This is a genomic window from Sphingomonas sp. R1, assembly GCF_025960285.1.
Lineage (GTDB): Bacteria > Pseudomonadota > Alphaproteobacteria > Sphingomonadales > Sphingomonadaceae > Sphingomonas.
This window is the reverse complement of the sequence record NZ_CP110111.1, coordinates 2,705,730-2,730,098: the sequence shown is the minus strand read 5'-3', so window position 1 is coordinate 2,730,098 and position 24,369 is coordinate 2,705,730. Positions and strand designations below refer to the sequence as shown.

Below are 24,369 nucleotides of genomic sequence, written 5' to 3'. Positions count from 1 at the left end.
ACAAGCGTGGTTAGGCGGACTCACCGCCAGAGGAGCGCGACATGGCACGAATCCTTTCCCAGTTCACCATCACCCCCGACAGCGACGGCGATTACACCCTCCATCTCGAGGACGAGGACGGTGAGACGATCGAGATGACGGCGAGCTACGAGCAGCTCGACCTGATCGTCGAGGGCATCGAAGAGGTGCTCGACATGGACGAGGAAGACGCGCTCGAAGTCGACGAGGACGAAGGCGAAGAGAAGTCGACCGAGGAATAATCCCCGGGCGGAGGGGCGCGCGTCAGTAGGCGCGCGCCACCGCGAATTCCACGGCCTCGACCATCGCGTCCTTCGCCTCGCAGGCGCGGAAGCCGCCCAGCGCGTCGATCGCACGCTGGCCATAATGGCGAGCGCGCGCCAGCGTATCGTCCACCGCACGGCAGCTCTGCACCAGCCGAACCGCCTCGGCGAAGTCCTCGTCCGAGATGCGTCGGCCCGCGATTGCGTCTTTCCAGAAACCGCGTTCCGCCTCGTTGCCGCGCGCATAGGCGAGGATCACCGGCAGGGTCATCTTGCCCTCGCGGAAGTCGTCGCCGGCATCCTTGCCCATGGTCGACGCGTCCGAGACGTAGTCGATCGCATCGTCCACCAGCTGGAAGGCGATTCCGAGGTTGCGGCCATAGGCGTCGAGCGCCAGCTCCTCTGCCTCGGGGCGTTCGGCCACCACGCCGGAGATGCGGCACGCGGCAGCGAACAGCGCGGCGGTCTTGGCGCCGATGATGTCGAGATAGCGATCCTCGGACAGGTCGATCCGGCGCACCGCGGTCAGCTGGTTCACCTCGCCCTCGGCGATCACCGCACTGGCGTTGGACAGGATGTGCAGCGCCTTCAGGCTCTCCGCCTCGACCATCAGCTCGAAGGAGCGGCTAAACAGGAAGTCACCGACCAGCACGCTCGCCGGGTTGCCCCAGATGATGTTGGCGGTGCGGCGGCCGCGGCGCAGATCCGAGCTGTCGACCACATCGTCATGCAACAGCGTCGCGGTATGGATGAACTCCACAGCGGCAGCCAGCTTGTGGTGGCGCGTGCCCGAATAGCCGAGTAGCCGCGCGCTCGCGAGCGTGAGCATCGGCCGCATCCGCTTGCCGCCGCCGGCGATCAAATGGCCAGCAAGTTCCGGGATCAGCGGGATTTCCGACTGCATGCGATCGAGGATCACCGCGTTCACCAGGTTCATGTCCTGGGCGACCAGCGCCATGATCGGATCGAGCGAGGGCTGGGTTCGCGACCCCAGGCGGTGGACGGTAGCGCTCATATGCAGGTGCCTCTGGCCTTTGTGCATTGCAAAGGCAAGAGGCGCTTGCATGGCCGTGCCGCAGCGGCAAAAGAGAATGCCATGACCGACGCGACGCTGACCCGCTTTCGCCAGAGCATCGACAATATCGATGCGGCGCTCGTCTTCATGCTCGCCGAGCGGTTCAAGGTGACCCAGGCGGTGGGCCGCTACAAGGCCGAGGCCGGGCTGCCGCCCGCCGATCCCGGCCGCGAGGAAGCGCAGATCGCCCGGCTGCGCGCGCTGGCGCAGGATGCCGATCTCGACCCCGAATTCTCCGAGAAGTTTCTGCGCTTCATCATCGACGAGGTGATCCGGCATCATCGTCAGGCGCAGGAAGCCGGGACCGAAACCGGAACCCCCGGGGCCTGACTCCGTTGCTGGGCGTGAAACCCGAGGGGGCAAGCGCTTGAGCGACGATTATCTGATCTTCCGGCCCGACGATGTCGACCTGCGCCGTTCACCGCTGCGTGCCAGCGTGGACGAAGCGACCTATGTGCTGGGCGCCTTCAACCCCGGTTTCGCGCGGCTGCCGAATGGCAATCTGCTGCTGATGGTCCGCGTCGCGGAGGCGCTGCGCGATCCCGTAGTCGACGGGCATGCGCGGGCGATTCGCTGGACGCCCTCGGGCTATGTGCTCGACGCCCATCCGGTGGCGGGGCTCGACATGGCCGATCCCCGCCAGTTCGCGCTCAAAGACCGCAACCCGCGGCTGCTGGGTCTTACCTCGCTGTCCTGGCTGCTTCCGGTGGAACTGGACGGCGATGCCCGCGCGGGGGTGGCAGTGCATTACGACAAGGCGATCGCGCCCTCGGCCTCGTACATGGATTACGGCGTCGAGGATGCGCGAATCACGCAGATCGACGGCACCTACTGGATGACCGTCTGCGGTGTCTCGGCCGAGCGGCATTGCACGGCCATGTACCACTCCACCAACGGCCTGGACTGGGAACTGCTGGGGGTCGTGCTCGACCACCAGAACAAGGACATGCTGCTGTTCGAGGGGCGGATCGACGGCTTTTTCCACGCACTGACCCGGCCGCTCGGCGAAGTCTATTTCGCCTATCCAGACGATTCGCCGTGGCTGGGGGGCCCGTCGATCAACCTCGCCCGCTCGCCCGACGGGCTGCACTGGAAGCCGCTCGACCAGCCGGGCATCCGCGCGCGCAAGGGATCGACCTCGAACCAGCGGATCGGCGGCGGCAGCCAGCCGGTGCTGACCGATGCAGGCTGGCTGCTGATCTACCACGGCGTGGAGAAGCGCGAGTCGGTGGGGATCTATCGCAGCTTCTGGGCGCTGCTCGACCGCGACGACCCCAGCGTGATTCTCCGGCAGGAAGACACGGTACCGCTGCTGGAGGCCAATCCGGCGCTGACCGCGGACATCGCGCACCAGCTCTATCTGCCGACGCCGGTGGTGTTCACCACCGGGCTGGTGGACGCAGGAGAGCGCTATATCGTGGCGAGCGGCGAGGCGGACCTGGCCTGCCGGATCACGCATATCCCCAAGGAGCGCTTCCGGTGAGTCCGTTCCGCGCGCCTGTGAAAGCAGGACAAACCGTATGACCGAACCGCTTTGGTGGCAGACCGGCGTGATCTACCAGGTCTATCCGCGCTCGTTCAACGACTCGAATGGGGACGGCATCGGCGATCTCGCAGGCGTTACCGCGCGGCTAGACTATTTGGTCGACCTGGGCGTCGACGCGGTATGGCTGTCGCCGATCTTCCCCTCGCCGATGGCCGATTTCGGTTATGACGTGGCCGATTATTGCGGGATCGATGCGCGCTTCGGTACCCTCGCCGACTTCGACGCGCTCCGCGACGCCGCGCATGCCCGCGGTCTCAAGCTGCTGCTCGACTTCGTGCCCAACCACAGCTCGAGCGAACATCCCTGGTTTCTCGAAAGCCGATCGTCGCGCGGCAACGCCAAGCGTGACTGGTACATCTGGCGCGACCCCGCGCCCGATGGCGGTCCACCCAACAACTGGCAGAGCTATTTCGGCGGCAGCGCCTGGGAATGGGACTCGGCAACCGGCCAATATTATCTCCACCAGTTCCTGAAGGAGCAGCCCGAGCTCAACTGGCGCAATCCCGCGCTGCGCGCAGCGATGCTGGAGGCGATGCGCTTCTGGTTCGATCGCGGCGTCGACGGCTTCCGCATCGACGTGCTGTGGCTGGCGATCAAGCACCCTGACTTCCCAGACAATCCTGCGAATCCGGACTGGTGCGAGGGAATGCAGGACATCGAACGGTTGCTGCCGGTCCATTCGGCCGACCAGCCCGAGATGATGGAAATCATCGCCGCGATGCGCGACGTGGCGGAGGCCTATCCCGAGCGCGTGCTGATCGGCGAGATCTACCTGCCGATCCCGCGCCTCGTCGCCTATTATGGCGAGGGCGGCAACGGGGTGCACCTGCCTTTCAACTTCCACCTGCTCGATGCGCGCTGGGTTGCGGGGGCACTGGCCCGGCTGATCGCCGATTATGAAGGCGCGCTCCCGGCCGGTGGCTGGCCCAACTGGGTGCTCGGCAACCATGACAAGCCGCGGGTCGCCTCGCGCGTCGGGCCGGAGCAGGCAGCGGTAGCGATGCTCCTGCTGCTCACGCTGCGTGGTACGCCGACCCTGTACCAGGGCGACGAACTCGGCATGTCCAACATCGCCATCCCGCCCGATCGGGTGCGCGATCCGCAGGCGTTGCGGGAGCCCGACACCGCCTTCAATCGCGACGAGGTCCGCACGCCGATGCCCTGGGATGCCAGTGCGCATGCCGGGTTCAGCACCGTCGAGCCGTGGCTGCCGCTCAATCCCGACTGGGCGGAGCGCAACGTGATGGCGCAGCGCGACGCGCCGGGGTCGATGCTGGCTTTCACCCGCGCGCTGCTCCAGCTTCGGCGTGCGCATCCGGCGCTGTCGGTAGGGAGCTGGCATGCCGTGTCGAGCGACGGCGCGGTGCTGGCGTATGAACGCCGGCATCGGGACCACCGCGTGCTGGTGGCGCTGAACCTGTCCGATACGCCGCAGACGCTGGCGTTGCCGGACTGGGCCGCCAGGCGGACGCCGGTCCTCACCACACCTCCCACCCGTCATCTCCGCGAGGATGACGGCGGGATCGTGGATGGCGCTGTCCTCTCCCTCGCCCCGAACCAAGGCATTTTGTTCGCATGACAATCCCACCTGTGCTCCTGCGGACGCAGGGGCCCCGAGCCACAAGCGTTTCGCTCTCCAACCCTGGGGCCGTGCGTTCGCAGGGGGACGCGATCGCATGAGAATCGCCATGCTCGCGCCGATCGCCTGGCGCACCCCGCCGCGGCATTATGGCCCCTGGGAGCTGGTGACGAGCCTGCTGACCGAGGCGCTGGTCGCCAAGGGGATCGACGTCACCCTGTTCGCCACGCAGGATTCGGTCACCACCGCCCGCCTCGCCGGGGTGGTGCCGCGCGGTTATGAGGAAGACCCGGCGATCGACGCGAAGGTGTGGGAATATGCCCACCAGTCGCATCTCTTCGCCCGTGCCTCCGAATTCGACCTGATCCACAACCAGGCCGATTTCCCCGCGCACGCCTATGCGCCGCTGATCGACACGCCGATGGTGACGACGATCCACGGCTTTTCCTCCGAGCGCATCCTGCCGATGTACAAGCCGTTCGAGGACCGCGTGCACTTTGTCGCGATCTCGGATGCCGATCGTCACCCGGCGCTGCGCTATTCGGCGACGATCCACCACGGCATTCCGCTGGATGTGTTCGCGTTCGATGCACACGGCAGCGACGACCTGCTGTTCTTCGGCCGCATGCACCCCGACAAGGGCGCGGCCGAAGCAATCGCCGTGGCCCAGGCGACCGGCCGCCGTCTCAACCTCTATGGCATCGTCCAGGATCACGGCTATTTCGAGCGCGCGGTTGCCCCCCATCTGAACGACCGCATCGTCTATCACGGGCCGGTCGGCGGCGACGCGCGGATCCGGGCACTCGGCAGCGCCCGCGCGCTCCTCCACCTGATCAATTTCGACGAGCCGTTCGGCCTGTCGGTGATCGAGGCGATGGCGTGCGGCACCCCGGTCATCGCGGTGCGGCGCGGCTCCATGCCCGAGCTGATCGACGACGGCGTCACCGGCCTGCTGGTGCGTTCGGCCGACGAGGCGGCGGATGCGGTCGATCGCGCCACGACCATCGATCGCGCCGCTTGCCGCCGCGCGGTGGAGGCGCGCTTCTCCGTGGGGGCGATGGCGGATGCCTATATCGCGCTCTACCGGCGCATTCTGGGCCGCTAGATCAGCGCACGCCCAGCATCGTCAGCGCGCGAGCCAGATCGGCCTGCCGGAAGGGTTTGGGGAGATGGGCATAGTCGCGGGCAAGACCTTCGACATCGGCATAGCCGGACACGATCAGCGTCGGGACGGGCCCGATGCGGGCCTGTACGTGCCGGGCGAGATCGGTGCCGGTCATGCCCGGCATCAGGTGGTCGGTGACGAGCAGGTCGGGCACCAACCCGCGATCGAGCAGGGCCAGCGCCGCTTCGGCCGATTCGACCTGGCGCACCGCATAGCCGAGCGCCTTGAGCATCTCCGCCGCGGTGCCGCGCACGATCTCCTCGTCGTCGACGAGCAGCACGGTGCCTGCGCCGTCGTGCGGTTCGTGCCGGGGTCCCGGTTCGATCAACGCCAACGCTTCGCCGCTCACCGGCAGCCACAGCTCGGCAGTGGTCCCCTCGCCCAGCCGGCTTTCCAGCCCGAGCGTCCCGCCGAGCTGGCTTGCCAGACCATGCACCATCGAGAGACCCAGTCCGGTACCCCGGCCGACGCCTTTGGTGGAAAAAAAGGGTTCGATCGCGCGGGCAAGCGTCGCCTCGTCCATGCCGGTACCGGTGTCGCGGACCGCAAGCCGCACATAGGCGCCGGGCTGGAGCGGCGCCGGCGCCGCTTCCCCCTGGCCGAGTGCCAGCCGGATGTGAAGCGCTCCGCCTTCCGGCATCGCGTCGCGCGCGTTCACCGCCAGGTTGAGCAGCGCCATTTCCAGCTGATTGGCATCGGCATGGGCCGGGGGCAGCACCTCGGGCTTTGTGACCGACAGCGCGATCTTGGGGCCCAGCGTGCTGGCGAGCAGCGGCACCATGCCCTCGACCAGCGCTACCATGTCGATGGGCGCAGGCTGCAGCGGCTGGCGCCGGGCAAAGGCGAGCAGCCGCTGGACCAGCGTGCTCGCCCGCTCCGCCGAGCGCAGCGCACCGTCGAGCAGCCGGTGCAGCATCGGATCGTCGCCCCGCTTGCGCAGGATCAGGTCGAGGCTGCCGATAATGGGCGTGAGCAGATTGTTGAAATCGTGCGCCACCCCGCCGGTCAGCTGGCCCATCGCCTCCATCTTCTGGCTCTGGCGCAGCGCTGCCTCGGTCTCGCGCAGCGCGGCGGTGCGTTCCTCGACGCGGCGCTCCAGCGTTTCGTTGGCGCCGCGAACGTCGGCGAGCAGCCGAGCGTTGTCGATCGCCACCGCCGCCTGCGCCGCCAGACTCTGGGCCAGTTCCTCGTGGCGCGCGGTAAAGCGTCCCGGCTCGGAATGGCCGAACAGCAAGCCGCCCAACACCGATCGATCCCGCGACACCACCGGTACGCCCAGATAGCTGGCAATCGCCGGATGGCCGCGCGGCATGCCGTCATGCGGGGCGTTCCGCCCATAGCCCGGCTCGCGAGTCACATCGTCGGAGCGGATCACCACGTTGCGGAAGATCGGTTCGAGGATGCCGGTGGCGCGCGGACGCCCAAGCCCCTCGAACAGGGCGCGGTCGCCGCCGGAAAGCGTGAAAAGGTGCAGTCGCTCCCCGCTTTCGTCCATCACATTGTGGAAGAAGGCACCGACCGTGGCCCCGGTCAGCTCCACCCCGGCATCGGTAAGCAACTGGACCAGCCGCTCGAGGTCATGCTCGGCCGACAACGCCGCACCGACACGGTTGAGCGTCACCAGCGCGCGCTGTGCGCTGCGCTCCTCGCTGACATCCTCGCAGGAAATCGCGATCTGATGCACGATGCCGTTCTCGTCGTAGACGGGCACCCAGTTCTGTCGCCAGGTCGACATGCCGTCAGGTCGCGCCCTGGTGGGACCGGTGATCTCGATGTTCAGCAGGGGCTCGCCCGCCAGCACCTTCTGCAGCGCGGCGACGACCTGATCGGTCAGCTCCGGCACGACCTCGCTGACGTGCCGACCGATATGGTCGGCGACGGATAGCCCATTCCACTCCGCCAGCTGGCGGTTGATCCGGACATAGCGCAGATGGGTGTCGAGCACCGCCAACCCGACCGGCGAGTTGTCGTACATCACCGCAAGTTCATGGGTCTGCTCGCGGGCCAGTGCCTCGCTTGCGCGCAGCGCCGCCTCGCTCTCCCGCAGGCGCTGCTCGGCCTTTACCCGCTCGGTAGTCTCGGCGAGGATGCACAACACACCTGCGATCACGCCTTCCGGCTCGCGCACCGGCGAGCAGGATATGTCGAAATGCACGGTCTCGCGGAAGCCGTGCCGATCGATGCGGAAGGGGCGGTCCTGCGCTGCAAAGGTCTCGCCGGTTGTGTGCACGCCTGCGATCAGCGGCCCCAGATCAGCCCACCAGTCGGCGCCGTGCGCCGCCCCCGGCGCCCCGAGCGCAGCAGGATGGCGATCGCCCAGGATCTCGGCATAGGCCGGATTGTAGATCGCGATTGCAGGCTCGCCCCAGAAAATTGCCACCGGCGTGCCCGGCGGCAACAGCAGCGCGGCGGCCAACCGCAACCGCTGCGGCCATGCCTCCGGATCCCCGAGCGACGTTCCCGCCCAGTCGCGCGCGGCCGCCAGCGCCGCCAGTGTCGGATCCCTAGGGCTCGTCACCAGGGTGGGCGCATGCGGCTCAGCCCTCCGCCGGCACGATCGGATTGATCGCGCGCCGCGGATCGGCCGAGCGGCGGTCGAGCGCCGCCCGGATGCGATCCGCCAGCTGCTCGCGGCGATAGGGCTTGCCGATCACGTCGAGATTGGTCCCGCGCGGAATGTCGGCGACGAGATCCTCGTTGTAACCGGTGGTCATCAGCACCGGCGTGTCCGGATGGGTGGTGCGAAACTGCTCGACCAGTTCGAGCCCGCTCATCCCGCCCGGCATCACGATGTCGGTAAAGAGGAGGTCGACCTGCTCGATCTTCAGCCGCTCCAATGCTTCCTCGCCGCTGGCGGCGAGCAGAACGCGGTATCCCAGAGCGGACAGCTGTTCCTGCGCCAGCGCGCGCACATCGTCGCTATCCTCGACCAGCAGGATCGTTTCCGAACCGCCGGTCACGCCCTGCCCCGTCTCGCGCCGGGGAGCGGGTGCCGGCACGGCACTCGCCGTGGCACTGGCCGTCGGAAACAGCATGCGAATCTCGCTCCCCTCGCCCGGCGCGCTGTCGATTTCGAGCCGCCCCAGCGATTGCTGGACGAAACCATGCACCATCGCAAGCCCGAGCCCGGTCCCCCGCTCCGCGCCCTTGGTGGTGAAGAAGGGTTCGGTCGCCCGCCGGCGGACGTCTTCGGGCATTCCGGTGCCTTCGTCACCAATCGTGAGAACAACGTAATCGCCTTCGGGCAGCTGGTGCTTGGGCGCATCGCCATTGAGCTTCCATAGCCGCGTGGAGATCGTCACCGTGCCGCCGCGCGGCATCGCATCCCGCGCGTTGAGCAGGACGTTCAGGATCGCCATTTCGAGGTGGGTGGGATCCACCTCGACGCTGGGCAGCCGCCGTTCGAGTGCGGTCACGAGGCGGATCTGCGCGCCGACGGTGTTGTCCAGCAGATCGCCAAACTCATGGATCAGCTGGTTCAGCTCGACGCGCTTTGGCTCCAGCCGCGTCTTGCGGGCAAAGGCGAGCAACTGGCGGGTCAGCTTCGAGCCCCGATCGGCGGCCCGCGCGGCGTTGGTCAGCAGGCGCTGGTGCCGCTCGTCCTCCACCTGATTGGCCACGATGTCGACATTGCCCGAGACGACCTGCAGCAGATTGTTGAAATCATGGGCGAGGCCCGCGGTGAGCTGCCCGATCGCCTCCATCTTCTGGGCCTGACGAAAGGCCTGTTCGGAGGCGTGCCGTCGCGTCACGTCGAGCTGGCTGGCGAAGAAATACAGCAGCTCGCCATCGGGACCGAGCACGGGCGCGACGAACACCGCGTTCCAGAACGGGCTGCCGTCGCGGCGATAGTTGATCAATTCCAGCGCGATCGCTTCCTGCCGCTCAATTGCCGCGCGCAACTCGGCCACCGTATCCCGGTCCGTCTCCGCGCCCTGGAGAAAACGGCAGTTGCGGCCGAGGATCTCGCTTTCTTCATAGCCGGTGAGATCGAGGAACGCCTTGTTGGCAAACACGATCGGATTGTCCGGCTGGCGCGGATCGGTGAGCGTCATCGGCATCCGTGTCATCTGCAGTGCAGCGAAGAACACGGTGCTGCGGTCGCCCAGCCCAGGAGTGCCGATGATCGCGCGTTTCCAATGATGGGTCGGGTGGTTGCCGGTGGGGCTGTAGCTCGTCGAATCCTTCAGGTCGCCGGCCGGCTCTCCGACAGCCGCCGGCTTCTGCTCGTCTTCATGCTGCACGCGCGTTGCTTCCTTATGGTCCTGCCAACCCGAGACCCCAATGCACGAGCTGCCGTTTCGGTTGCGAACCTTTTGGAAGCGTTGAAGAAATACTTCAGCTATGCCGCCAGTCGAGCAGCGCCCAGCCGCGCTCGGCGGCGAGCCTCGCAAGCGGCCCGTGCGCGTTCACCGCAAAGGCCTCGTCCGCCCATGCGAGCAGCGGCGCGTCCGACACATGGTCCGAATAGGCGCGTACCTGGCAATCGGCCCGGTGCAGCCCGGCAGTCGCGAGCCAATTTTCGATCATGTGGAGCTTTACGGGCCCGTAACAGTTCTCGCCCTCGAGTTCGGAGAGAATATGCCCCTGCCCATCCCGCTTCGCATTGGTGGCGATCACGTCGTCAAAGCCCAGCCGCTTGCCGATCGCCTCGGCATAATAGCGATGCGAGGCGGTGGCCATTATCAGCCGATAGCCCTCGGCCCGATCGGCTTCGATCTGCGCGCGAGCGCCCTGCAGCACGCCCTTTCCCAATTCCAGCTCGGCAAAGGCTTCGGCGACGCGCTGCATGTCCGCGGGCGCCAGCGCGCGGCCGAGCAGCAGCCGGTGCGACAGCCGCTTCAGTCCGGCGCGATCGATGCGGCGCGCAAGATAGGCGAGTCCGCCAAGCCCCACCACCGGGAACAGCCCGAGTCGCCACGGGGCGCGAGTGCGCGCGACGTGCAGCAGGAACCGCGTCCAGGTGGGTTTCGCGGTGATGGTCTTGTCCATGTCGTAGATGGCGAGGCGTTGCATTGCGCTCTCTAGCCACGACGGAACTTGCCGTGCCAGCCGGAATCGCGGAAAGGGGATCTCGATGAGGGGATCCGCCGACTTCGAACGCTCCGAAAGCAATGGCGAGGCGGTCCTCCGCTTCTCCGGCAACCTTTCCCTTTCCAGCCTGGGCGACCTGCCGGATCGGCTAGAAGCCGTGGACGGCACCGTCGCTCGGCTCGATCTCAGCGCGGTCGGCCGGATGGACACCGTTGGCGCCTGGGTGGTCCACCGCTTCGCCCGCGATCGCGGCGCGACGATCGAGGGGCTGAATGCCGACGAGCAGCATCTGCTCGATCAGGTGGTCGCGGCCGAACATCCGATCCAGCTGCCCCCCCCGCCGCCGGGATCCTTCACGCGTGCGCTGAACGAAATCGGCATGGCGGTGATCACCTCGGGCAAGACGCTGTACGGCCTGCTCGGCTTCATGGGTGCCACCGTGCTCGCCTTCTGGCACGTGCTCACCCATCCCCGCCGCTTCCGCTTCAACGCGACGGTGCAGCGCTTCGAGGTCGTCGGCGTCGGCGCGCTCGGCATCATCGGGCTGATGAGCTTCCTGATCGGCATCGTCATCGCGCAGCAGGGGTCGGTGCAGTTGCGCCAGTTCGGCGCGGAAATCTACACGATCAACCTGCTCGGCCGGCTGACCCTGCGCGAACTGGGCATCCTGATGACCGCGATCATGATCGCCGGGCGCTCGGGATCGGCCTTTGCCGCACAGATTGGCACGATGAAGCTGACCGAGGAAATCGATGCGATGCGCACGATCGGCGTCTCGCCGATGGAAGCGCTGGTGCTGCCGCGCGTGTTCGCCGTGGTGTTCATGCTGCCGCTGCTTGGCTTCTATTCCTCGCTGATCTCGATCCTCGGCGGCGGGCTGCTCTGCTGGGTGAGCCTCGACATTCCGCCGATCACCTTCATCCAGCGCATCCGCGAAGTGGTGCCGCTTACCGATCTGTGGGTCGGCCTGGTCAAGGCGCCGGTGTTCGGCGCGATCATCGCCATGGCCGGCTGCTTCCACGGGATGCAGGTAGAGGCCGATGCCGAACAGGTCGGCCAGCGCACCACCACCGCGGTCGTCCAGGCGATCTTCCTCGTCATCGTGCTGGACGCCTTCTTCGCGGTGTTCTTCACCAATGTAGGCTGGATATGAGCGACGACGCGGGCGCGCCCGAAAGCATCATCCGCGTCCGGGGCCTGCGCAACGGCTTCGGCGAGCAGATCGTCCATGACGGGCTGGACCTCGACGTACGCCGGGGCGAGATCATCGGCGTGGTCGGCGGGTCGGGTACCGGAAAATCGGTGTTGATGCGCGCGATCATCGGGCTGCAGCCGCCGCTCGACGGTACGGTGGAGGTGTTCGGCGAGAACACCATCGGCCGCGAGGAAACCGAGGCGGTCAACATCCGCAAGCGCTGGGGCATTCTGTTCCAGGGCGGCGCGCTGTTCTCCACGCTCACTGTTTCCGAAAACGTGCAGGTTCCGCTCAAGGAATTCTATCCCGGGCTCGATCAGGCGCTGCTCGAGGAGATCGCCGCCTACAAGGTGGTGATGACCGGCCTGCCGCCCGAGGCTGGGCCCAAATACCCGGCCGAGCTGTCCGGCGGCATGAAGAAGCGTGCAGGGCTTGCCCGCGCGCTCGCGCTCGATCCCGAGCTGCTGTTCCTCGATGAGCCCACCGCCGGGCTCGACCCGATCGGCGCGGCGGCCTTCGATGAGCTGACCGCGTCGCTGCAGAAGACGCTGGGGCTCACCGTATTCCTGATCACCCACGATCTCGACACGCTGTATGCGATCTGCGACCGCGTCGCCGTGCTGGCGGACAAGCGCGTGATCGCGGTGGGCACGATTCCGGAACTGCTGGCGTTGGATCATCCGTGGATCCAGGAATATTTCAACGGACCGCGCGGACGCGCTGCGGTCGCGGGCCCGAACCGGCCGGCGCACGAGGATAAGAGGGGCTGATGGAAACGCGTTCCAATCATGTGCTGGTCGGCGCGGTGGTGCTGATCCTGCTCGCCGTGCTCTGCCTGTTCATCGTCTGGCTCTCGCGGCTGGGCGGCGGCGACGAGCGGCAATACGACATCTTCTTCAAGCAATCGGTCGATGGCCTCAGCCAGGGATCGTCGGTCACCTTTTCCGGCGTGCCCGCCGGGCAGGTGAAGGAAATCCAGTTCTGGCGGCCAGACCCCAGCCTGGTGCGCGTGCGGGTGAGCGTGCGACCCGATGTGCCGATCCTCGAGGGCACCAATGCCACCATCCAGGGCAGCTTCACCGGCCCCAGCACCGTGCAGCTGGACGGCGCGGTGAAGGGCCAGCCGCCGATCGAATGCCCGCAGGACAATCCGCGCGCCGCCTGCCCGCTCGGCGTGCCGGTGATCCCGACCAAGCAGGGCGGTCTCGGCGCGCTGCTCAGCTCCGCACCGAAGCTGCTCGAGCGACTGACCACGCTTACCGAGCGCGTGTCCGACCTGCTCGATTCCAAGAACCAGGCCTCAATCTCGGGCATCCTTGCCAACACCAACCGGCTGACCAAGTCGCTGGCGGACCGCGGGCCCGAAATCGCCGCCACCCTCGCCGAGACGCGCGTCGCGATCCAGCAGGCCGGCATGGCAGCGCAGCAGATCGGTCAGCTGGCCGAGACCACCAATGGCGTGATGTCGAGCGACATCAAGCCGACCATCGCCAATCTCAATGCAACCATCACCTCGGCGCGCAAGAGCGTCGAGACGCTGGACGCGACGATCGGCGATGCGCGGCCGGGGATCCAGGCCTTCTCGAACAAGACGATGCCCGAGGTCGGCCAGCTCGTGCAGGATCTGCGCGAGATGTCGCTCGCGCTCACCAACGTCGCGCACAAGCTGGATCAGGGCGGAGCCTCCAGCCTGATCTCGGCCCCCGCGCTGCCCACCTACAAGCCGAAGAAGTGAGGTTCCGGATGAACAAGTCTGTCATCGCAGCGCTGCTCGCCGCCGTGCCGCTCTCCGGCTGCATCTCCTTCGCCGCGAAGCCGCCCGCCTCGCTGCTGACGCTGCAGCCGGCCGCGGTATTGCCGGCGGGCGCCGTCCAGCAGTCCGGCACGGTGAAGGCGGTGACGATCGGTGCGGTCAACGCGCCGCAGGAGCTGGCGACCACCCGCGTACCGGTGCATTCCGGGCCCGGCGGCACCACGATCGCCTATGTGAAGGACGCGCAATGGGTCGAGGGCCCCGCCAGCCTGTTCGGCCGGCTGCTGGCGGACACGATCGCCGCGCGCACCGGCCGCATCGTGCTCAGCCGCCGCCAATCGCTGACCGCCCCGAGCGCCAGCCTGGGCGGCGACCTGCGCACCTTCGGCATCGACGCGCAGACGAACGAAGCGGTGGTCACCTTCGATGCGGCGCTTGGGCGGGAAGGCACCCAGACTTTCGAGCGCCGCCGGTTCGAGGCGCGCGTGCCGGTTTCCGCGATCGACACCGCCGCGATCGGCCCCGCGCTCAACCAGGCCGCCAACCAGGTCGCTGATCAGGTGGCGGACTGGGTCGGCAAATAACCCGATACGGGCGGCTCAAGGCCGGCGGCGGACCGCGACGGGAAGATCGCACACGTGGAGCCCGGTCGCGATGGTTGGCGGCGCCGGGTTCTCGCGCAGCGCGATCATCGCGGCATAGCGATCATTGTCGGTGCCCCGGACTTGGAAATGCGGTCGCTCGTCGCCGGGCAGCTGGCTGGCCAGCTTCACCCACAGAATGCCCGTCCGCTCGCCCTCGCTCGCATAGACGCCCATCGCTGCGTCGCTCCGCGGCAGGGCGGAGAAATACTGCATTCCCTCGATGATCCGTCCGACCACCGTATAGTTGCGGTCCAGCCTTCGGGCCGATTGACCGATCGGGGTGAACAGTTCCGACCCGGTGCCCGTATCCGGGAGCGCGTCCCGCGCGACGCCGACCATGCCATAACAATGGGTGAGCCACGCCGCCTTGCCGTCCGTGGCCACCGGCCAGCCATCGGCGGTGATGCCGGTGGCTGCAGCATAGGAATCGGGCCGGGACAGGCGCTGGGCAGGCGCGAAGGCGCCGATCTCGAACTCGGCGGGCGGCCGGGTCAGAAGCTCGGGCGGCAACGGCTTCTTCTCGGTTGGATCGCCCCATTGCGCGACCCAGTTTTCCTGCACGCGATAGACGCTCTCACCGTCCCACCAGCCTGCTGTGGCCAGCTTGCGGATGTTGCTGACATGCGCGGGAGCGAACCGCGTCGCGAGCCGGATCGCGACCTGGCGACCGTTCTTCAGCTGGATCAGCAGGATCTCGTCGTCGGGGATGTCGCGCCAGTCCTCGGCAAGCGGCTCCGCCGAGGCGGGCGCGGGCCGCGGGACGGCGGCGGTCTGCGGCGCGGTCTGGGCGGCGAGCGGCGCGGCGGCGAGCGCTGCGACAAGGGCGATCAGGGTTTTTGCCATGCGGAGAGCTTGGCATGGCAACGGGCGCTTGCCTAGCCGCCCAAGGAACGGTAGGGCCGCGCCTTCCAGGTATCCTGCGGAGCGGTGGCCGAGTGGTCGAAGGCGCTCGCCTGGAAAGTGAGTATACGCCAAAAGCGTATCGAGGGTTCGAATCCCTCCCGCTCCGCCATTTACTCGGTGTAACGTAGTGTGCACACCGGCCTGCGGCTGGCTCAACCGCTATATTATTCCATGGATCCAGGTCGGTATCGACTCGATCCTGCGGCGCCGGACGAAGGTCGACGCATTCCGTCCGATCGGGAACATGGCTCTCGGCGGAAGTCGACGAGCATCACGCGCGTGGCGCCGCTATCTCAATATGGCTACCGCTGCGAGAACGACGTCACCATAGACTTCCGTCGGTCGGGCAAACCTGCAGACAACACTTTCGTGGAAGCTTTGAATAGGAGCCTGCACGACGCGTTCTCGAACGCGCACTTACTCCTGCCGATCGCCGATGCCCGACCCAAAAATCGCCTCGGATTGCGAGTTTCATACTCACCCCCATGCTAGCGGCTAAATTCCAGTACATCAGAAACGACTTACAAGAAGCATTCGAATTATAACTTCGAACTCCCATCAATCCTCAAGCCAAATCTCGTGAAACGCCAAGCCGATCTCTCTCTCATCGGCACCAAGGCGAAGTGCCCTCGGAGATCTTGTACCGTGAACAAGGAAGCACAGCACGTGGTTGCCGGTGGACGAGAGCGGGATCTTAATATCCTGATGATCGACACTCCCGACCCACGTCCAACTGCCGGCGACCGACCCATTGAGAAACCCTGTAGCGCAGACAGGCGATGCACCTTCAGGTGTCAACGCCCCGATTCGAAGAACAACAGATGTCATTGTTGAGGAGGCTGGCACGTGGAAGGTAATCCCGCAGAGTGGCCCCACCGACCAAGCGCCCCACTCCTCAGCATCTAGTCCGAACAGTATGAGATCTTCACCCGCATTTTTTGAGAATTTCAAAGGTGCGGAGGTCAATATCTGTCGAACCATGTACCCATCTTTGAAACTGTACTCTGCTAGACTGACAAGTCGTTCGACAGATAAATTGTAACCTCGCTGTGACAGCCAAGAACGGTACCTCAGTTCTATTCTAGCGATAAGCTCGCTAGGCAGGCGCGCCATCGAGGACGTGTCCTCCACATCTCCAATGTGGCCGCCGTGAAGAAAGGTGTGAGGATCGGCTGACGCAATATCGCCGGTAACCGAATCAGCGATGGGACGCATCGCACTAACACGTTGCACCGCCATCGCCGCAGCCTCTTCGGATGGCTCGAGCCCGATCGCACGCGCAATATCCATAGCCGCTTTTATCGGACACGCGACGATCACCTCATATGGGAGCACTAAGTCAGCGCGCTGCGACCACGCGGAACAGTCCTCCACATATTGCTCTAGAAACGCATCTATCGGCTTCCATTCGGCAGGAACCCAGCGCATACGCACCATAGAACCTGCCACGGCACGAAGGTCGCGGTGCGTAGATAGAATAACGTTCGCGTCTATTCCACCGGCGTCGCGAAAACGATGTACCTTAACTATATGTATATCGGCATCGTTGTTTGCGTCATAACTTTCAAACCAACTCGTATACACTGTGCATTGCGGGCGATACTGCTGAAGCAGCTCCCGAGTTACATTCATTTGCCATGTACTGCCGGAGCGATTTAACCCCGCACAGAGCACAACCTTACGTTCAGTCGCTGCCGTTTCCATCCCAACTTTTAAGCTCAAAAACGACGGCGTAGCAACGCCCCTTAACCTAGGCCTGATTTGCGCAGGGTTGAAACTATGCCCCCCCCCGGCTTCGCAGACACCAACGCCGTGAACGAGGGATCTCGCGCTTCATCGGCGCGGGTGCCGCCCGGCCAATGACGCAAGTTCGGCTAGTGTCAGGAACTCCAATGGATGAATGAGGTCGGCTCTCGTTGAAGTCCGCCCATCACGCATCAATTTTGGCTCTGGCGTCACCGATGACGGGAACCAGTGCGCGTTGATGCAATCCGCGCACAGACGACCGTTGATCGATCCCGCACAAGGATGGTAGACCAGCTTGTCACGCTGCCGAATTTGGAAATCACCCGATTGATGAGCGCCCGATGGTCGAGCGACGGTGATAGAAGTGAGTCCAGCATCACCTCGTAAACCCGCCCGCCCTAGCCTGCTTGATTGTTTAATGATGAATGCCAGTTACGTGGCGCCCGTGGGCTTCATTAAGGCGACTCAATAGTTGTGACCTCTAAATTATTCTATGGTGATGATAGCGCTAATAGCGCCGATATCCATCGACTTCATTCAACGCACACCTCCTCAACAGTTATAATAATAATACTCCCTTCCAATATGACACATTTAGCTCTAATCGAGCCGACACCTTTAACGACACTAAAGATTTACCTGTAAGGCATGATATCCAAAGACGCTGACTTGATCGCCGAGCCCAGCAATATACCCGCCTTCTCACTAGCGCGACACCCTTCGCTCTGATAAGCGCGAGGACAATAGCTTGCCTCGCAATGCAGCGTTTCCAAGGGATACGAATGACAGACACGGTGAGTGCGCCCCATACAATCGATATTGATCTTGTATTACAAGACCTTGAGCGGTTTACGACTTTTGCCGACATGGCGCCTGCTACGCCGCGCATCGTTGAGCAATTCTACGCAACGCTGAATCCCAGCGTCAGCGCTCGCGCGCTGACAACGCGGTCTGCTGCCCTTGGTGGTGAGGACACGATCCAGGCGATCGCAAGCAAAGTTTCGACGGCGCCAGATGCTCTAGATATAATGCTAGAATTGTTCCGTAAAAGTGATCTTACTCCTCATTCTATATTCCTGATATCATCGATATTGAAAAAAGTTGGGATCGCGAGCCCGCTTGCTGAACTGCAATCTGCACCGATGGCCGTTGTGACATGTTATGATGCTTTGATTGAGGATCAACATGTATATTTCACTCACAACGTCGGGCTTTCTGGAACAACGCTGATTATCGTCGACGTGGCGGATCCAGTCTCCAACTGCGCGCGAACACATGCCGACATCTCGGTAGACTCTGGACGTTTCCCTGTCGCTGATACAGCTTGGCTACGCCATGTCCGGGTCGCCTGCCCCGCGTTCGTGATCGTCGCAACCGCTTAAAGAGTATCGTTTCTTGGACGCCACCACACTATTTTACCGCACCCGCCGATCTACTCGCGCTGAAGCCGCTGCAAAGCTTAAGGCAGTCGATACGGCCTATGAGATTGTCAGATCATTGGACCCGACGGCGAAGCTGTCGGCTTTCCGCCAATCATCTGCAGACTTTATTGCCTGGAAGTTAGGCGGCGACGCTCTCGATTCCTATCTTACGTCAACGATGCCAGTCGTGTGCCATTTCTCCAAAAGGTTGGACATTTATCTTGCATCCGTTCTGAACACGTTGACTCTTCAGATGAATTTTCAGACGCGTACATTCTTGGACGGCCCCGTAACTATCTTGTTCGATGGCGATCCACAATACTTCGAAATTGCCATGATGCACGGCAATACGACTCAGGGTTTGAGGATAGGTGATACCGCTGAGCTCACCACTCCAAAATGGGCCAGCATTGGCCCATCCTTCGAATTAAACATGGACCGTCTGCATTTGATTAAAGCGGACCAAGTTCAAATTTATCTGAGTGCTCATGGTAGCCGCAACATAGGCACCATGATGATTGTCGAACCCGAGCTTGGGCAGAACGGGTACGCACTCGATGCAAAATTTGACCATCTTGCTCCGATGCTGACAGTAAACACGCTGTATTGTATAGCGGCCGGTGCCGACACAATAATGCAAGCAGCTGATGATTTGCTAACTAAGCATCCAAATGCAAAGTTCGATGTTAAGCTCTACAAATATCGTAGCGGCAATGCCTATTCGCTACGGGGTATACTGCTGTTTTCCGGTGTTGATGGTGCGCCCAACGTCACGCTGAGGCCAATAACACGGATCCCCATCACCTTCAACAACACCGTTTCGACGAAGCCCCGCGAGGATGTCGAACTGAAAAGCTACGCGTCCGGATTTGTTGAAGGACTCGCTGAAACTACGAACGGTAAGGAGAAGGGCATCTGGGAGAAGGCTATCGTTCAACGACCGTTCCTGTTGTCTTCAAGTGCGCCGCTACCGTCCCACGCACTCGAAGCAATTACGGAGGGATATGAAATCTTCCACACAATGCTGGCACTCCACAATGGCTATCTTATCCCTTCCGTGAGCGCGTCACACGCCCAGTACCTTCATGCCGCAAGCGATGGCGCGGTCTACCATGACTGCATGGGAGACCCCGCACTGACACCTCTTTACGCTGCTAGCGTTGTCGATGAAAACGGCAGCCGCCGAACCACGCTCGAGGCCGACAAGGTTTTGCGGGTGGATGGACCGGCCATGCCACTTACCTTCGCGCCAAACTTGCATACTTGGCACTCGCATTTCATGATCCAGTGCCTTCCCAGGGTGCAGATCGTGCGCAACCTGGGCGAGGACATCACCCTTATTGTACCTCAGGACCTTCGTCGTAAGCAGTTGGAGATGCTAGAATTACTGGGCTTTGGACATGATCGGCTAGCTTTCATGCGCGCAGACCAGATCATCCAAGCAGACCGCCTATTTGTACCGAGCCCGTGGCGTCTAGTGTTTACAAAATACTCGCTCGGCGTCTACGCCGAAATCGCTGCGAAGCTTGCAGCAACTTCGCTATCGACGCCCAAACGAGTTTTGATCAGTAGAGAGTCGCGCAAAACATGGCGCAACATGATCAATTATGAATCCGTTCGCGACATGCTAGTGAAAAAATACGGTTTTGAAGTCATTTCTCCTGAGAAAATGACACTAGCGGAAGAAGTGGCCACGTTCTCCGCCGCAGAAATCGTAGTAGGCGCAGAAGGCGCCGGCATGTATGGTGGCGTATTTTCGGGACCCAGGACGAAGTTTATAACACTTTGTGATGAAGATTACGTGATGCCGATCCTAGGAACAATCGCCTCGGTCCGCGGATTCGATATCGGCTATGTGTTCGGTGAAAGCTTTCGCGCGGATATCGATGTGGATCGTCGTCTGCCGCAGGGGCACGCCGACTTCGTCCTCGACGTCGCAAGGGTCGAACAGGCAATCCAGCGCACGATTGCATTACAAGAAGCAGAGGCTCCCAAACCGGAAAGGGCGGAGCGCAAGCGCCGTCGCTTTCTGGGCAGGGACTGAGGCGCATCGCTCCGACGCAATGCACTGGCAGACCTGTGGCGACACATCATCGCCGAAGTGACCTGCTCCCCAGAAATCATGCCATTGGTAAGTTAGAGCAATTTTACATTGACCGTTGATATCCAGCGGCCTGGAAGAAGTTGGCACATTCGCGGGGCGGGAAGCGATCAAGCAGTTCGCCGATGCGCTCGTCAAGAGCATCGACGGTTCGGGCTGGCTGCTGGCGCAGGAGCGCCTTGAGCTTGGCGAAGGCCATCTCGATCGGGTTCATGTCGGGGCTGTAGGGAGGCAGGTAGAAGAGCTGGGCGCGGCGGGCGGTGATCGCCTCGCGGATGCCGGCGACCTTGTGGGCGGGCAGATTGTCGAGCACCACGACATCGCCGCGCCGGAGCGTGGGCGCCAGGACGTCGCCGACATAGACCCGGAAGGCATCGCCATCCATCGGCCCGTCGAGCACCCAAGGCGCGGTCATGCCGGTCAGGCGCAGGCCGGCCATGAAGGTCATCGTCTTCCAGTGTCCGAACGGCACGCGATCGCGGCAGCGCTCGCCGACCGGCGCCCAGCCATAGAGCCGCGCCATCTTGGTGTTCACCCCTGTCTCGTCGAGAAAGACGAGGCTTTCAGGGTCGATGAACGGCTGGGCTGCCCGCCACAGCGTGAGCGGCGCCGCCACGTCCGGCCGCTCCTGCTCGGCTGCGTGCAGGGCTTTTTTTAAACGACAGGCCAAGCCGTCGCACCGCATTCCACATCGCGCCGGTGCTGAGCCCGATTCCGTGTTCGGCCAACAGCCAGGCTTGTGCCTGCGCCAGCGTGATCCCTGGTTGCGAGCGGATGTGCGCCGCCAGCGCCAGTTCCTGCGCCGGGGAGAGCTTGCGCGGCGGGCGGCCGCGGTTCGGGTTGATAGCGGCATCGCCGGTCAGCCGCCGCCGGATCCGCGCCTTGTAGATATAGGCAACGCTCACCTTGAAGAGCACTGCTGCCTCGCGTACCGGCATCCCGCCGTCCACCGTCGCCAGCACCCGATCGCGCAAATCCTGCGAGTAGCTCTGCCCAGATCGCCAACCCATCGCCGCCTCCGTCGTGACGGACGCCTATGAATCACACGACCAGCTAAAAGGGTATCCCTTGCGATTCCGCCCATCGTGAAGGTGCTCTAAGTTATCAGCGGCCTGAAAACGGGGAGCAGGTCAGGGAGAGTTGAAGTACTGCTACGCTCTAGCTTAAGGACCCCAGCCGGGTCTCTTACAGATATCACGGGGTTCTGAACGCCTGCATCGTGTCCCGCTGCCCTTCGTCGGCGGGACACGATGCTGCTGCAGAGCTTTGGCTATAGCCGAGCCCCGCGATTAGGCGATCGCGAACTCAACCGCGCGCCGGAGAAGCTCGACATCGACAACGAAGTCGGCATGCCCATAGGGTAGCCGGCGATACAAATCACCGTCCGAACGCATGCTCTCGCCGAAGACATAGCCAACCTCGAACCCGCGAACGACCGCGATGTTGCTCAGCATCGGCATGACGTAATCTTCGTCGCAGATCGTGATATACTTGGTTTTCTTGCCGGAGAAAACCGCGCCGTACATACCAGCGCCTTCGGCACCCACAACGATGTCGGCGTTGGCATACACCGCCACTTCCTCTGCCAGCGTCAGCTTCTCCGGGGAAATTTCCTCAAAGCCGAAGTCCTGCACCAGCATCTGGCGAATGGTATCGTAATTAATCAGATTGCGCCACGTCTTGCGCGACTCCCGACTGATCAGGATCCTCTTGGGCGTCGAGATCAACGCCGTTTCGATCTGCCCTGCGATCTCGTCGTAAACTGCCGTATTGTACGCAGTAAAGCCCAGTCGCCAAGGCAGCGGAACATACAGCCGATCTGCTTGGATCAGTTCGTTCGGCTGCATCCTGACAAGTTGTGATTCGCCTATGCCGAGCAACTGAAGCATCTCCACCTGCTTCCGGCGCAGATCATGCGGAATTAGGATCGCCATGTCTTCGCCCAGATCCCGCGCAATGCGGACGCGGGGAAGGCACTGTATCATGAAGTGGGAATGCCACTTGTGCAGCATCGGCGTGAACATCAGCGGCATCGCCGATCCTCGCACGCGTCGCAAACGTGGACGGTGAAGTTGGTACCGCCGCACCCCGGCGTCGTCCACCGTCGCCGCGGCCGCAAGCGGCGTGGCATCCGCGTCGCTGCCATAGCCCTTGATGATCTCACCGTTCGCTCGGGCGGCAAGAAACGTAGCATGGCCCGGATCTTGGGAGGGGATCAGCATGCCGTCGCAAACGCGGAGCACGGAGTGGAAGATGTCGAACTCGTCCGACAATCGCTCGCGCGCCTCCAGCGGTAATGGCGCACTCGAGGCGAGATAGAAGGGCGATTTGACGGATGTTCGCTCCCAGATGCCGTTGCCGAGGGATGCATCGGGCCCCACGCCGTGCACATTGCGTATGCCGGCGATCGAGTTTTCGCCGTAGCTCAGGCTCTCCATCTCCCCTGGCTGTTCCACCAATCCGGGGCCGAGGGTGAGGCTCTTGGAAATACCCGGCTCGAGAACAATGTCCGGCAGCCCGGGCAAACCGGTGAACATCAGGATCGCCCGATATTCCAGCCCCCGTTGCTCACGCAGCGCATACAGCTTCAAGTCCGTACGGACATCGGGATATTGTGCCTCGAGCTGCACTGCTGCGGCGGCAATCATTTCCGCCGATCCCGCGATGCAGTAGATCGTCGCCACGCCGACCGTATCCGCGATATAGTCAAACTTGGCGGGAACCGAGAACTCGCCATCAGCCCCATTCGGGTGAACGATCATGACGGCGCTAGTATGCGACCCACCATTGGCAGTTTGATACACCGGCACGAGCTCGGGTGTGACGTAGTGCACTTGGCCGGGATTGAGCTCCAGAGTCGGGCTCTTGTTGGCCCATAACGGCAGCACGGTCTCCTTCTGCGCGTCACCTACGTACAATCCAAGCGTGGCATTGCCGTGAAGCATCGCAATGGGAAAATATCGCTCGTCCCCATAGTAGATGACCGCTTGTGCTCCATCGAGGAACGTTCGCGTCTGGAAGTTCATCTGCAGTGCGGCGGCATTCAACAACGCCGCAAGCTGCACGTCGAGATCTGGCTCAAACCAAGAAAGCGCGGACAGTGCAGTCGTAACGTAGCTGTCATATCCGCCACCACCGAAAACCGTACCGATGACGGATGCCGAGCGGTGGAGAAATTCGTGTTCCGATACAGTCGGATCGATCTCGCCAACAATAGCCAAGGCAGTTCGAAGCGCCATCGTCTTGCGCTTCAAATCCGCTTTTTGCGCGGCCTTGGTACGATACAGGAGCGTAACAGCATCCATCTTCAGTTTCTTTCCTGCGCCACGACCACGAACGGGGGGAACACGAACTTGGTAGCGTCCAACCATGGCAGAGAAGCGAGCGGCAGCCGCAGCGCAGAGATGTCTGCGGGGACCGCGACCTCCGCGACATTCGCGGCAATATTGCTTGGGTCAAACACGAGCCAGGTACCCATGGGCCGAACGCCATCGAGCCGAAAAGCAATTGCATCCATTTGACGAACGCCGTCATAAACGACCGCCACATCGTAGCTCGCCGCCAATGATGCCAGAGGATGCGCCGGGAAGTGTCGGCGTAGAACCAAGGCCGCCACCGCCACGGCAGCCTTGCCGATGTCGGTGCTCTGCAGGAAGTCGCGGAGCAGTAATGCCCACTTCGGATGCTCCGCGATCGCAAATGCGCAGGCCTCTACCAAGGCTTGCTCGCCCTCTTCCCGAACCAACGCGCTAAGCATCCGCGCACGCACCGCGCCGGATACTGGAGCAGACCATTGCTCGACATTGGCAATCATACCGAGATCACCATTGACGAAGCGTCGGCCACCCCCATTGTGGACGATCTTCTCCAGATCCCAGTCCTTATACCCCATGTACAACACCCTTATCGCGTGCGCCGCTGCTAGA

At 63.3% G+C, this 24,369-nt stretch carries 20 protein-coding genes and 1 tRNA gene; 12 read left to right on the top strand and 9 right to left on the bottom strand.

What is annotated here, in order from left to right:
• Window positions 1–41: 41 nt before the first annotated feature.
• Window positions 42–260 carry a hypothetical protein gene (locus OIM94_RS13045; RefSeq protein WP_168847940.1) on the top strand — a complete coding sequence of 73 codons (219 nt, stop codon included), beginning with the start codon at window positions 42–44 and terminating at the stop codon, window positions 258–260.
• A gap of 22 nt (window positions 261–282) precedes the next feature.
• On the opposite strand, the gene OIM94_RS13040 is transcribed toward OIM94_RS13045, so the two are convergent.
• Window positions 283–1,296, bottom strand: a complete 1,014-nt coding sequence (locus tag OIM94_RS13040; protein WP_264607149.1) for a polyprenyl synthetase family protein — start codon at window positions 1,294–1,296, stop codon at window positions 283–285.
• Window positions 1,297–1,377: 81 nt separating this feature from the next.
• Here OIM94_RS13040 and OIM94_RS13035 point away from each other — a divergent pair, with 81 nt between their 5' ends.
• From OIM94_RS13035 to OIM94_RS13020, 4 genes are all read left to right on the top strand, one after another.
• Entirely contained in the window at window positions 1,378–1,686 is a 309-nt protein-coding gene (locus tag OIM94_RS13035) for a chorismate mutase (protein WP_264607148.1), read from the top strand.
• Window positions 1,687–1,723: 37 nt separating this feature from the next.
• Window positions 1,724–2,839: a glycosidase gene (locus tag OIM94_RS13030; RefSeq protein WP_264607147.1), complete on the top strand. Its 1,116-nt coding sequence runs from the start codon at window positions 1,724–1,726 to the stop codon at window positions 2,837–2,839.
• A gap of 37 nt (window positions 2,840–2,876) precedes the next feature.
• The gene (locus OIM94_RS13025; RefSeq protein WP_264607146.1) at window positions 2,877–4,481 is read left to right on the top strand and encodes an alpha-amylase family glycosyl hydrolase; all 1,605 of its coding nucleotides are present in this window, start codon (window positions 2,877–2,879) and stop codon (window positions 4,479–4,481) included.
• Window positions 4,482–4,578: 97 nt separating this feature from the next.
• On the top strand, window positions 4,579–5,586 hold the full coding sequence (locus OIM94_RS13020; RefSeq protein ID WP_264607145.1) for a glycosyltransferase family 4 protein: 1,008 nt from the start codon (window positions 4,579–4,581) through the stop codon (window positions 5,584–5,586).
• 1 nt (window position 5,587) lies between these two features.
• Here OIM94_RS13020 and OIM94_RS13015 read toward each other — a convergent pair whose 3' ends face one another.
• The 3 genes from OIM94_RS13015 to OIM94_RS13005 all read right to left on the bottom strand — a co-directional run bounded on the left by OIM94_RS13015 (window position 5,588) and on the right by OIM94_RS13005 (window position 10,662).
• On the bottom strand, window positions 5,588–8,164 hold the full coding sequence (locus OIM94_RS13015; protein WP_264607144.1) for a PAS domain-containing protein: 2,577 nt from the start codon (window positions 8,162–8,164) through the stop codon (window positions 5,588–5,590).
• A 19-nt stretch (window positions 8,165–8,183) separates the two neighbouring features.
• A complete protein-coding gene (locus OIM94_RS13010; RefSeq protein ID WP_264607143.1) occupies window positions 8,184–9,890 on the bottom strand; it encodes a histidine kinase famiy protein in 1,707 nt (568 codons plus the stop codon).
• Window positions 9,891–9,984: 94 nt separating this feature from the next.
• The gene (locus tag OIM94_RS13005; protein WP_264607142.1) at window positions 9,985–10,662 is read right to left on the bottom strand and encodes an HAD family hydrolase; all 678 of its coding nucleotides are present in this window, start codon (window positions 10,660–10,662) and stop codon (window positions 9,985–9,987) included.
• A 61-nt stretch (window positions 10,663–10,723) separates the two neighbouring features.
• On the opposite strand from OIM94_RS13005, the gene OIM94_RS13000 reads away from it, so the two are divergent.
• The 4 genes from OIM94_RS13000 to OIM94_RS12985 are packed head-to-tail and all read left to right on the top strand — an operon-like array spanning window position 10,724 to window position 14,212.
• The gene (locus tag OIM94_RS13000; protein ID WP_264607141.1) at window positions 10,724–11,833 is read left to right on the top strand and encodes an ABC transporter permease; all 1,110 of its coding nucleotides are present in this window, start codon (window positions 10,724–10,726) and stop codon (window positions 11,831–11,833) included.
• Window positions 11,830–12,645 carry an ABC transporter ATP-binding protein gene (locus OIM94_RS12995; RefSeq protein ID WP_264607140.1) on the top strand — a complete coding sequence of 272 codons (816 nt, stop codon included), beginning with the start codon at window positions 11,830–11,832 and terminating at the stop codon, window positions 12,643–12,645. Before OIM94_RS13000 ends, OIM94_RS12995 begins: the two co-directional genes overlap by 4 nt.
• A complete protein-coding gene (locus OIM94_RS12990) occupies window positions 12,645–13,610 on the top strand; it encodes an MlaD family protein (RefSeq protein WP_264607139.1) in 966 nt (321 codons plus the stop codon). The genes OIM94_RS12995 and OIM94_RS12990 overlap by 1 nt, the downstream gene beginning before the upstream one ends.
• 8 nt (window positions 13,611–13,618) lie before the next feature.
• Window positions 13,619–14,212, top strand: a complete 594-nt coding sequence (locus OIM94_RS12985; protein ID WP_264607138.1) for an ABC-type transport auxiliary lipoprotein family protein — start codon at window positions 13,619–13,621, stop codon at window positions 14,210–14,212.
• A gap of 15 nt (window positions 14,213–14,227) precedes the next feature.
• Here the strand turns inward: OIM94_RS12985 and OIM94_RS12980 are convergent, their stop codons facing one another.
• Window positions 14,228–15,115 (bottom strand): peptidylprolyl isomerase, encoded by an 888-nt coding sequence (locus OIM94_RS12980; protein WP_264607137.1) that lies wholly within the window; start codon window positions 15,113–15,115, stop codon window positions 14,228–14,230.
• A 78-nt stretch (window positions 15,116–15,193) separates the two neighbouring features.
• Between OIM94_RS12980 and OIM94_RS12975 the strand changes: the two genes are divergently transcribed.
• Window positions 15,194–15,284, top strand: a tRNA-Ser gene (locus OIM94_RS12975).
• Between the two features lie 449 nt (window positions 15,285–15,733).
• Here the strand turns inward: OIM94_RS12975 and OIM94_RS12970 are convergent.
• Window positions 15,734–16,879 carry a hypothetical protein gene (locus tag OIM94_RS12970; RefSeq protein ID WP_264607136.1) on the bottom strand — a complete coding sequence of 382 codons (1,146 nt, stop codon included), beginning with the start codon at window positions 16,877–16,879 and terminating at the stop codon, window positions 15,734–15,736.
• An 824-nt stretch (window positions 16,880–17,703) separates the two neighbouring features.
• Between OIM94_RS12970 and OIM94_RS12965 the strand changes: the two genes are divergently transcribed.
• Both OIM94_RS12965 and OIM94_RS12960 read left to right on the top strand, forming a co-directional pair.
• Window positions 17,704–18,303, top strand: coding sequence for a hypothetical protein (locus OIM94_RS12965; protein WP_264607135.1), 600 nt, complete (start codon window positions 17,704–17,706; stop codon window positions 18,301–18,303).
• Window positions 18,304–18,316: 13 nt separating this feature from the next.
• A complete protein-coding gene (locus tag OIM94_RS12960) occupies window positions 18,317–20,386 on the top strand; it encodes a glycosyltransferase family 61 protein (RefSeq protein ID WP_264607134.1) in 2,070 nt (689 codons plus the stop codon).
• 103 nt (window positions 20,387–20,489) lie between these two features.
• Here OIM94_RS12960 and OIM94_RS20195 read toward each other — a convergent pair.
• From OIM94_RS20195 to OIM94_RS12940, 3 genes are all read right to left on the bottom strand, one after another.
• Window positions 20,490–21,453, bottom strand: a protein-coding gene (locus OIM94_RS20195; RefSeq protein ID WP_413716356.1) for an IS630 family transposase whose coding sequence is annotated in 2 segments (ribosomal slippage) — window positions 20,490–21,101 and window positions 21,103–21,453 — 963 coding nt in all. Because the reading frame shifts where the segments join, the coding sequence is not laid out codon by codon here.
• 279 nt (window positions 21,454–21,732) lie between these two features.
• Entirely contained in the window at window positions 21,733–23,748 is a 2,016-nt protein-coding gene (locus OIM94_RS12945) for a glycosyltransferase family 61 protein (protein WP_264607133.1), read from the bottom strand.
• A 2-nt stretch (window positions 23,749–23,750) separates the two neighbouring features.
• Window positions 23,751–24,335, bottom strand: coding sequence for a hypothetical protein (locus OIM94_RS12940; RefSeq protein WP_264607132.1), 585 nt, complete (start codon window positions 24,333–24,335; stop codon window positions 23,751–23,753).
• Window positions 24,336–24,369 lie beyond the last annotated feature (34 nt).